This window comes from Flavobacterium tructae, from assembly GCF_001853485.1.
Taxonomy (GTDB): domain Bacteria; phylum Bacteroidota; class Bacteroidia; order Flavobacteriales; family Flavobacteriaceae; genus Flavobacterium; species Flavobacterium tructae.
This window is the reverse complement of sequence record NZ_MIKE01000023.1, coordinates 570,088-580,379: the sequence shown is the minus strand read 5'-3', so window position 1 is coordinate 580,379 and position 10,292 is coordinate 570,088. Positions and strand designations below refer to the sequence as shown.

The 10,292-nt window shown below is 35.8% G+C and carries 8 protein-coding genes and 2 rRNA genes; 7 read left to right on the top strand and 3 right to left on the bottom strand.

The features are described from left to right. The 3 genes from BHE19_RS13505 to pafA all read left to right on the top strand — a co-directional run. A 23S ribosomal RNA gene (locus BHE19_RS13505) occupies positions 1-127 on the top strand; the annotation flags it as partial. Positions 128-266: 139 nt separating this feature from the next. Further along, positions 267-376, top strand: a 5S ribosomal RNA gene (rrf, locus tag BHE19_RS13500). A 563-nt stretch (positions 377-939) separates the two neighbouring features. After that, the gene (gene pafA, locus BHE19_RS13490) at positions 940-2,556 is read left to right on the top strand and encodes an alkaline phosphatase PafA (RefSeq protein WP_017498639.1); all 1,617 of its coding nucleotides are present in this window, start codon (positions 940-942) and stop codon (positions 2,554-2,556) included. Positions 2,557-2,686: 130 nt separating this feature from the next. Here pafA and ald read toward each other — a convergent pair whose 3' ends face one another. Beyond that, a complete protein-coding gene (ald, locus tag BHE19_RS13485; RefSeq protein WP_070907536.1) occupies positions 2,687-3,805 on the bottom strand; it encodes an alanine dehydrogenase in 1,119 nt (372 codons plus the stop codon). A 200-nt stretch (positions 3,806-4,005) separates the two neighbouring features. Between ald and BHE19_RS13480 the strand changes: the two genes are divergently transcribed. After that, complete coding sequence (locus tag BHE19_RS13480; RefSeq protein WP_017498637.1) at positions 4,006-4,464, top strand: Lrp/AsnC family transcriptional regulator; 459 nt, start codon at positions 4,006-4,008, stop codon at positions 4,462-4,464. A 118-nt stretch (positions 4,465-4,582) separates the two neighbouring features. Here BHE19_RS13480 and BHE19_RS13475 read toward each other — a convergent pair whose 3' ends face one another. Further along, complete coding sequence (locus BHE19_RS13475) at positions 4,583-6,031, bottom strand: glyceraldehyde-3-phosphate dehydrogenase (RefSeq protein WP_070907535.1); 1,449 nt, start codon at positions 6,029-6,031, stop codon at positions 4,583-4,585. Positions 6,032-6,335: 304 nt separating this feature from the next. Continuing rightward, on the bottom strand, positions 6,336-7,736 hold the full coding sequence (locus tag BHE19_RS13470) for a trypsin-like peptidase domain-containing protein (protein WP_070907534.1): 1,401 nt from the start codon (positions 7,734-7,736) through the stop codon (positions 6,336-6,338). A 140-nt stretch (positions 7,737-7,876) separates the two neighbouring features. Here BHE19_RS13470 and dapF point away from each other — a divergent pair, with 140 nt between their 5' ends. From dapF to mltG, 3 genes are read left to right on the top strand one after another with little or no spacing between them, the layout of a single operon-like run. Beyond that, positions 7,877-8,659, top strand: coding sequence for a diaminopimelate epimerase (dapF, locus tag BHE19_RS13465; protein ID WP_070907533.1), 783 nt, complete (start codon positions 7,877-7,879; stop codon positions 8,657-8,659). 46 nt (positions 8,660-8,705) lie between these two features. After that, positions 8,706-9,239 (top strand): GNAT family N-acetyltransferase, encoded by a 534-nt coding sequence (locus tag BHE19_RS13460; protein WP_017498634.1) that lies wholly within the window; start codon positions 8,706-8,708, stop codon positions 9,237-9,239. Between the two features lie 10 nt (positions 9,240-9,249). Beyond that, positions 9,250-10,290 (top strand): endolytic transglycosylase MltG, encoded by a 1,041-nt coding sequence (mltG, locus tag BHE19_RS13455; RefSeq protein ID WP_070907532.1) that lies wholly within the window; start codon positions 9,250-9,252, stop codon positions 10,288-10,290. Positions 10,291-10,292: the final 2 nt, after the last annotated feature.

Below are 10,292 nucleotides of genomic sequence, written 5' to 3'. Positions count from 1 at the left end.
GCGCGAAACCCACCACAAGATGAGATTTCTTTTAAGGATCGTGGAAGATGACCACGTTGATAGGCTATAGATGTAAAGGCAGTAATGTCATAGTCGAGTAGTACTAATAATCCGTAAGCTTATGTACACCCTTTTCCCGATAGCGCAAGCTATCGGGAGGAAACTTTCTTAACTAAAAACTTATTTGTTTCTTTATCTCAGTATGTTAAAATATTGTTTTAATTATCAATTGTTAATTAAAAAGTTGCCCAAGCAACTAACAGCCTTAAGGTGGTTATTGCGGCGGGGCTCACCTCTTCCCATCCCGAACAGAGAAGTTAAGCCCGCCTGCGCAGATGGTATTGCAGTTATGTGGGAGAGTATGTCGTCGCCTTTCTTTTAAGAACCCTATCCAAATCGGATAGGGTTTTTTGTTTTATAGCGTTTTTAAATTCTTGCGCGCTTTGCGGTTAAAAAAGTACACGGATGATACGGATTCGCCTGGCGAAAACGCGGATTAGATCGGATTTTTTTTGATTTACAGGAGTGAAAATTGCTTTTGCCCTTTCAGGGCGATGTTTGCTGTTGCTTTATACATAGTGCTTTGCACCATGCTCTTTGCTTTTCGGGCTTTCAGCCCTTTTTCTTTGCGTGCTTTGCGTAAACCTTTGCGAACTTTGCGGTTAAAAACTTTAGTCCTATTTTCTTTGAATATTCTTTTTATCACAGACTGCGTTAGGGATGGAAGCGATATCCTTTTGCGATTACCGTACATTTAAAATTCCCTGAAACTTCTATCGCAAAAGATTTAGCGGACAGCCCGACCCAAAGGGGAACGCCATAATTGCTCTATTAATTTGGTTTTTGTTAAAATACAGTCATTTTTTGTTTTTTAAGATGGTGTGATAGATTTTTTTAAATGCTATTGAGTATTTTTGTTTGAAACATTATAAATTAAGTATGAAAAAAACTATTGTATTGTTGACACTGTTTGTAATTTCAAATTTAAGTGCTCAGCAGCGCCCTAAGTTGGTGGTAGGTATTGTGGTAGACCAGATGAAAATGGAATATTTGTATCGGTTCTCAGATGATTTTTCGTCTAATGGATTTAAGAGATTGATGAATAATGGATATACTTTCCAGAATATGCATTACAATTATATGCCTACTTACACTGCTCCTGGTCATGCGTCTATTTATACAGGGACCACACCGGCAACTCATGGAATTGTAGGAAATGAATGGTTTAGCAGAACCCTTGGTAAAGATACCTATTGCACGGATGATGCTAGTGTGAAAACAGTAGGCGATGGTACTGCTGAAGAAGGCGCGATGTCTCCTAAAAACTTGCTAAGTACTACTATTACTGATGAAGTAAGAATGGGAACTAATTTTGAAGGTAAAGTGATTGGAATGAGTTTGAAAGATCGTGGTGCGATTTTACCGGCAGGACATTTTGCGAATTGGGCTTTCTGGTACAGTAAGACAGGTTCTTTTATTTCGAGTACTTTTTATGGTGAAAAGTTACCAGAATGGGTTTCGGAATTCAATAATGAGAAGCGTTATATGACGTATATCAATAAAGGGTGGGATTTGTATAAGCCACTTTCAGTTTATAATGAAAGCTTACCTGATAATAATCCATACGAAGGGAAGTTGTATGGAAGTGCTGCGCCGGTTTTTCCTTATGATTTAAAAGGTATGTACGAGAAGAATGATGCGGGGGTTTTGAGAGCTACTCCTTATGGAAATGACTTGTTGGCAGAATTTGCGATGAAGGCTATCGAGAAGGAAGAGTTAGGGAAAGATAGTATAACTGATTTTCTAACGGTTAGTTTTTCTTCTACAGATTATGTGGGGCATTTACTTGGACCAAGATCGATGGAACTTCAGGATACTTATTTAAGATTGGATCAAACAATTGCTGACTTTTTAAATTATTTAGACAAAACGGTTGGGAAAGATAATTATTTGTTATTCTTAACAGCTGATCATGCGGGTGCTGAGAATGTGATCTATTTAAAGGATCGAAAATATAATGTAAACAATTATCCGGTTAAGGATGTTAGAAAGAGTCTACAGGATTTTTCAGTGAAAACATTTGGTGTAGATTTGATTTTAAATTATTCGAACTTTAATGTGTTTTTGAATAAGCCAGTTCTTAAGAAAAAAGGACTTGATTTAGTAAAAGTGAAGCAGAGTTTCAAAGAGTTTTTGATTTCACAGCCACAAGTTAAAAGAGCATATACAGAAGAGGAAATTTTAGCAAATTCCGGAAAGGATTATTACCTTGATTTTATAGCGAAAGGTTATGATGTAACTCAAAACGGAGATTTGATTATCCTTGATAAACCTGGAAATATTGAATATTCTACTACAGGAACATCACATGGAACTCCTTATAGTTATGATACACATGTGCCGGCTATTTTTTATGGATGGCATATTAAAAAAGGTGAGTCATACGACAAAAAGGCTATAACTGAAATTGCGCCGACAATAGCCCAAAAAATTAAAGTAACTTTTCCAAATGGAACAGAAGCAAAAGTGTTGCAGGAAGTTCTGGATGAAAAATAGTTCTTCTGAACTTGAAAGCTATAGAACCTGTCATGTTTTATGACAGGTTTTTTTATGCGTAAAAAAAGGCTTCTCAATTAAGAAAAGCCTTTTGATAGTGATTTAGTAAGCACTTATTTTAATGTTAGCACTATGCGTTTGCTAACACTATTTCTTCGTTGAAAGGTAAATTCCACGCTTCAGCAACTCCTTTGTAAAGGATTTTTCCATTAGCAATGTTTAATCCTTTTTTCAATTCTTCGTTTTCGTTACAAGCTGTCTCCCATCCTTTGTTTGCTAATTGTACAGCATAAGGTAAAGTAGCATTTGTTAAAGCTAAAGTAGAAGTGTAAGGAACAGCTCCCGGCATATTAGCTACACAATAGTGAACAATATCATCGATGATGAAAGTTGGGTTTTCGTGAGTTGTAGGAGTACAAGTTTCAATACATCCACCCTGATCTACAGCTACGTCAACAACAACAGTTCCAGGACGCATTAATTTTAACATGTCACGAGTAATTAAGTGAGGTGCTTTTGCTCCCGGGATCAAAACGGCACCAACAATTAAATCAGCTGTAGCGATTGCTTTAGTGATATTGTAGTGGTTAGACATTTCTGTGTTCACGTTAGCTGGCATGATATCATCTAAATAACGTAAACGTGGTAAGCTTAAATCCATGATAGTAACCTGAGCGCCTAAACCAGCAGCCATTTTAGCAGCTTGAGTTCCTACGATCCCTCCTCCTAAAACCAATACTTTTGCTGGTGGAACACCTGGAACACCTCCTAAAAGAATTCCTCTTCCTTTTAATGGTTTTTCAAGGTATTTTGCCCCTTGTTGGATAGCCATACGACCTGCAACTTCAGACATTGGTACTAATAATGGTAAACTGCGGTCTGCTTTTTCAACTGTTTCGTAAGCCAAACATACAGCACCTTTCTCAAGCATAGCATGAGTTAATGGCTCTGATGAAGCAAAGTGGAAGTAAGTGAATAATAATTGATCTTTTTTGATTAATGGGTATTCAGAAGCAATAGGCTCTTTTACTTTAATAATCATTTCTGCAATGGCATATACTTCTTCAATAGTTCCTAAAACTACCGCACCTGCATTTGCATATTCATCATCACTGAAACCACTTCCTAAACCGGCTGTAGCTTGTACGTAAACAGTATGTCCGTGTTTTTTCATTTCAGAAACTCCTGCAGGAGTTAATGCTACACGGTTCTCATTGTTTTTGATTTCTTTTGGAACACCTATTATCATTTTGTTATCTTTTTTATTTTTTGTTGAAATTGTTTTACAAAACTACAGATAGAGAATATATTATTGATTAATGTGGAATAAATAAGAAAATATTATTTTATTTTATACTTTTACAGAAAAATATACTGTTTCAGGAAAGCAAATTGCCTCTAAAAAGAAAAAATGACTAAATTTTATTAATCAATGAAAACGTTTTCGTTATGGCTTTAGATGAAATTGACAAGAAAATCTTACGACTTTTACAGGAAAATGCGCATTATACTTTAAAAGACATTGCGAACAAGATAAATCTGTCTCTGACACCGGTTCATGATAGGGTGAAACGTCTTGAAAAAGAGGGTGTTATAGAGAAGTATGTCTCTATCTTAAACAAGAAAAAACTCGGTAATAATTTAACGGTGTATTGTCAGGTGACCCTCACGAAGCAGACTTATGATACTTCGGAAGGATTCAATCAGTCTATTTTAAATCTGCCTGAAGTGGTGGAGTGTAATTATGTTTCGGGAAATTTTGATTATATGTTGAAAGTTGTCATTCCCGATATGGAAAGTTTTCATCACTTTCATCAAAAAAAATTAGCAGTTCTTCCTGAAGTTTCTCTGATCAATACTGTTTTTGTAATTTCAGAGGTAAAGAGTACTACAGTTTTACCCATATAGTTTACAAAAGTGCTATGGATTCATTTTAATCGGGTAGAATTGAAGTGATTACAACTAAAATACAAAAGCCATCAAGAAAACTTGATGGCTTTTGCTGTATGAATGGTTTTGGTGTATCCTAGTAGTAAGTAAAACGTCTTACTTTAGCAATGTATTTCGCCAGACGAATTACCTGGTGGCTATAGCCGTATTCGTTATCGTACCAAATGTATAAGACGATATTTTTACCATCTTTAGAAACAATTGTAGCGTTACTGTCATAGATTGAAGGCGCTGAAGTTCCTACGATGTCTGATGAAACCAATTCGTTGTTCAATGAATATTTGATTTGCTCTACTAATTCACCTTCCAAAGCGTATTTCTTCATGATCTTGTTGATAGCCGGGATCGAAGTTGCTTTTTTAACTTCTAAGTTTAAAACTACCAATGAACCGTTTGGAACAGGAACTCTGATGGCATTAGATGTTAATTTTCCTTCTAATGATGGCAATGCTTTTGCAACGGCACTTCCTGCACCGGTTTCGGTAATGACCATGTTTAAAGCTGCTGCTCTTCCACGACGGTATTTTTTATGCATATTGTCAACCAAATTCTGGTCGTTTGTATAGGCATGGATGGTTTCTAAATGTCCTTTTACTACTCCTAAAGTATCTTCAACAGCTTTTAATACTGGTGTGATCGCATTTGTCGTGCATGATGCAGCAGAGAAAATATCAATTTCGTCAGGATTGTACTCGTTATGGTTTACTCCGTGAACGATATTTGGAACTCCTTTTCCAGGAGCAGTCAATAAAACTTTACTGGCTCCGTTAGAAGTTAAGTGTCTTTTTAAAGCTTCTTCTGTTGTAAAAGCTCCTGTATTGTCAATAACTAAGGCCTCATTGATTCCGTATAAAGTATAATCAATTTCTTCCGGTGAATTTGCTGTAATGATATGAACGGTAGTTCCGTTGATAATTAATGCATTGTTCTTTGGATCGGCAGTAACAGACCCTTGAAAATCTCCATGTATTGAATCGTATCTTAAAAGAGAAGCTCTTTTCTCTAATGTCGAAGCGTCATTTTTGTCTCTGGTAACAATCGCTCTCAGTCGCAATTGATTTCCTTTACCGGTTTTAGACATTAATTCTCTCGCTAATAAACGGCCAATTCTTCCGAAACCATATAAAACAACATCTTTTGGCTGAATTTCTTCTGAAGATTTTGCTTCTTTCAATTTATCGATTACAAAATATCGCGCATCAGGATACTTTTCATCTTCCAAACGATATTCGTAAGTTAGTTTTCCAAGATCTAACTTAGCAGGTGGAAGATCTAAAGATAAAATAACTCTCGCGATTTCCACTGAATCAAAAATGGTGATAGGCTTGCCTACGAATTCACCGGCATATTGATGCAAATTGATAATATCGCTGACATTTTGATCCAGTAATTGGTTTTTGAAAAGAACCATTTCAATGGATTTGTCATACCATAAATCGCTTATGATTTTGATTAATTCGACACCAGCTCTTCTTCGGTCGACTTGTAATGATACCTCTTTTTGGTACAAAGATTTTTTGCTCATAATTGATTAAATTGAAAAAATAAATAGACGACTATTTTTAAATTTTGCGCAAAAGTACCCATTTCAATCGATTTCGTAAACTGTTTTATGATTTATTTTTGAAATTTATATAAAAAATAATTTTCCCTAATTAGTTAAAAATTGAGCTTATGATAATGAAAATGGGAGCTCATTTGCGAAGGAAAACAAAAAAGTCACCTTATTTCTAAGATGACTTTTTTAGGAGTTTTCAGTCTCGGCTTTCGGTTTCCAGTGTAAAACAAGCTGTAAACTGCTACTGATAACTGCGACCGTAAGGAGAGGTTTAAATAATAATTCTGAGAATTTCTCCCGACTTACTGATCATTTCAAGACGCACACTTTGTCCGTCATTTTTATTGTTTAAAAGTTTAGAAACAGTTTCAATGTTGGTTGCTTTTACATTGTCAATACTTAAGATAATATTGCCTTGAAGCTCATTTTGATACTGCATTAAGTTTTCGTTAGTGATGCTTCTGATTTTTACACCATAATCAATTTTGAATTTCTTTTTATCTGAGGCATCGATGTTTTCCAGCTCGATTCCTTTAAATTCAGTGCTGAAAAATTCATTTTTGCTTAAAGTTACCGGAACTGTTTTTGTTTTTCCATCTTTAATATAGGTCACTTTTACAACATCATTTGGACGTTTGGTATTAATATAACCGGACAGATCTGCATAAGTGGCAATGTTCTGGTCGTCAAGTTTTATAATAATATCTCCTTTCCCCAATCCTGCTTTTTCGGCTCCGGAGTTTTTAGAAACTTTGCTAATGTAGAAACCTTGTGTTTCGGTAATTCCTAGTTCTTTGGAAGCAGTACTGTTTAATTCACCACCTTCAACACCCAAAATACCTCTTTGTACATTTCCGAATTCCATAATGTCTTCGATTATTTTTCGGGCAATATTAGACGGAACAGCAAACGAATATCCAACATAAGAACCGGTCATAGAAGAGATCATAGTATTGATACCGATCAACTCACCTCTGGTGTTTACTAATGCACCACCACTATTTCCGGGGTTTACAGCCGCATCTGTCTGAATGAATGACTGAATTCCGTTAGTATCCAGATTTCGGGCTTTTGCCGAAACAATTCCGGCAGTAACCGTAGAGGTTAAATTATACGGATTTCCTACTGCCAAAACCCACTCTCCGATTTTTACAGAATCAGAATTAGCAAAAGCGGTATAAGGTAATTTTTCATCAGCATTAATTTTCAGTAAAGCGATGTCCATTTTAGAATCGGTACCTATTAATTTTGCTTTGTATGATTTTTTATTGTTTAAAGTAATTTCGATTTCTGTAGCATCTTTAATCACATGATTATTGGTTACAATGTATCCGTCTTCCGAAATAATAACTCCGGATCCGGTTCCAACTTGCTCCTGCTGTTGTTGACCTCCATAACCGTAGAAAAATTCCATCATAGGATTGCTGACGGTTCTTCGCGAGACATTTTTAACGTGAACAACAGTGTGAATGGTTTTGTCTGCGGCTGCTGTAAAATCAACCGTTTCAGCAGATAGTGCTACGTTTTTTCCAAATGAGTTTGGGGCAAGAGTAACAACAGAATTTCCTCTTCCAAAAAAAGAATTGCTGCTTTCAAATAATAATTTGTAAGCACCAAGGGTAGTTGCACCGCTAAGCAGTGAAACTAAAAATAAGGTTGAAAATCTTTTCATATTACAGTTTATATTATTGGTTATTTTAACGTAAAAATACTTCAAAAAATTATCTGAGAAAATGGTTTAACGCTCTTTAACAATGATTAACATTTCATTAATTATTTGTTCGTACTTTTGTGTCAGTTAATGTAAAAAAAATGCAAATAGAATTTTATAAATATCAGGGTACCGGGAACGATTTTGTTATGATTGACAACCGTTCAGAGTTCTTTCCAAAAGACAATATTAAATTGATTGAACGCCTGTGCGACAGACGTTTCGGGATAGGTGCGGACGGACTTATCTTGCTCGAAAATGATACGGAAACGGACTTCAGAATGGTCTATTATAATTCAGACGGAAATCAGAGTTCGATGTGCGGAAATGGCGGTCGTTGTCTGGTAGCTTTTGCCAATCAGTTGGGGGTTATTGACGACAAAACTACCTTTATTGCAACAGATGGATTGCATCATGCTTCGGTGGGAGAGGATGCTATTATTTCCTTGCAGATGATTGATGTGGATGAAGTAAAAAAATACGATTCTTATACTTTTTTAAACACAGGTTCACCGCATCACGTACAGCTTGTAGAGGATTTAGAACATTATAATGTGAAAGAAAATGGTGCCGCAATTCGTTATGGTGAATTATATGGTGAAAAAGGAAGTAACGTTAATTTTGTAAAAAAAGTAAACGATAGTACCTTTTCATTGCGTACTTATGAAAGAGGTGTTGAAGATGAAACTTTGGCTTGCGGAACCGGAGCAACGGCAGTGGCAATTGCAATGAATGCTATTGGTTTAACAGATAAAACGTCAATTCATCTGAATGTTGAAGGCGGAAAATTGGTGGTTTCTTTTGAGAAGTCAGACGAACACTTTACCAATGTTTTTCTAACCGGGCCAGCCAAATTCGTTTTCAAAGGAACGATCGAAATTTAATTAGTCTCAAACGATCCAAAATCAGCAATCTACAATCTAAAATCAAATGATAACACTCAAAGGCGATTCAATTTATTTGCGGGCACTGGAACCTGACGATTTGGAGTTTGTGTATGCTATGGAGAATGATGAGCGCATTTGGGAAGTCAGTAACACCCAGACGCCTTACAGCAGGTTTTTGATCCGCCAGTATCTCGAAAATGCACAGCAGGATATTTATGAGGCCAAGCAATTGCGTTTGGCGATCTGTCAGGATCAGGACTTTCCGGCGATCGGATTAATTGATTTGTTTGAATTTGATCCGAAAAATAACAGAGCAGGGATTGGGATAGTCATTCAAAAGGATGAAAACAGAAATCAAAAAGTTGGATCTGAGGCATTAGGACTTTTAATTAAGTATGCATTTCACCATTTAAATTTGCACCAATTATATGCAAATATTGCTATGGGAAATGCAGCAAGTGTAGCTCTTTTTACTAAATTTGGCTTTGAGAAAATAGGAATTAAGAAGGACTGGGTTTTGCTCCATAACAAATATCAGGATGAAGCAATGTTTCAGTTAATTAATAAACACATTTAAATTTAAAACTTTGAGCATAAAAAAAATCATCACGTTAACTGCTGTTGCCGTAATTTCAGTTTTATTGGTTTACGGATTTATTTTAATTAGTAAAATCTTCAGTGCCAATACCAAATTCGAGGAGAAAGAATTGTACGTGTATGTTCCAACTGGAGCAAAGTATACCGATGTGAAGAAAATATTGGAGCCCTATATCAAGAATTTTGAAGATTTTGAAATGGTGGCTAACAAAAGAAGTTATCCTGAAAATGTAAAGTCAGGTCGTTTTTTGCTTAAAAAAGACATGAACAATATAGATTTGGTTCGTGCTATGCGTTCTAATGTTCCGGTAAAATTAGCTTTTAATAATCAGGAGAGATTGGAAAATTTTGCAGGAAGAGTTGGTTCTGAAATCGAAGCGGACAGTTTATCGCTATTGAAAGCCTTTAGAGATCCGGAATTTTTAGCTGCAAATGGTTTTAATGAAGAGAACGTTTTTGCTATGTTTATTCCGAATACTTATGAAATCTACTGGAATACTTCAGCAGAGAAGTTTCGTGATAAAATGATCAAAGAATATCATAATTTTTGGACTGCAGAGAGAATCGAAAAGGCAAAAAAGCAAGGATTAACTCCGGTTCAGGTTACTATTTTAGCTTCCATCGTTCATAAAGAGTCCGTAAAGAAAGATGAAAGACCTCGCATTGCAGGTGTTTATTTGAACCGTTTACGTTTAGAAATGCCATTACAGGCTGATCCAACGGTAATTTACGCTTTAAAACTCAGAGACAATAATTTCGATCAGGTAATTAAAAGAGTTTTTTACAACGACTTGATTATGAAATCGCCTTACAATACTTACGTGAATATCGGACTTCCCCCGGGACCAATTGCAATGCCTGATATTACAGCCCTTGATGCTGTTTTAAACCCGGAGAAAAACGATTATATTTATTTTTGTGCAAGCGTTGAACGTTTCGGATACCATGAATTCGCTGCTACTTTGGCAGAACACAATGTAAATGCAAAAAAATATTCAGACTGGATTGCTAGTCAGGGCGTAACAAGATAGTT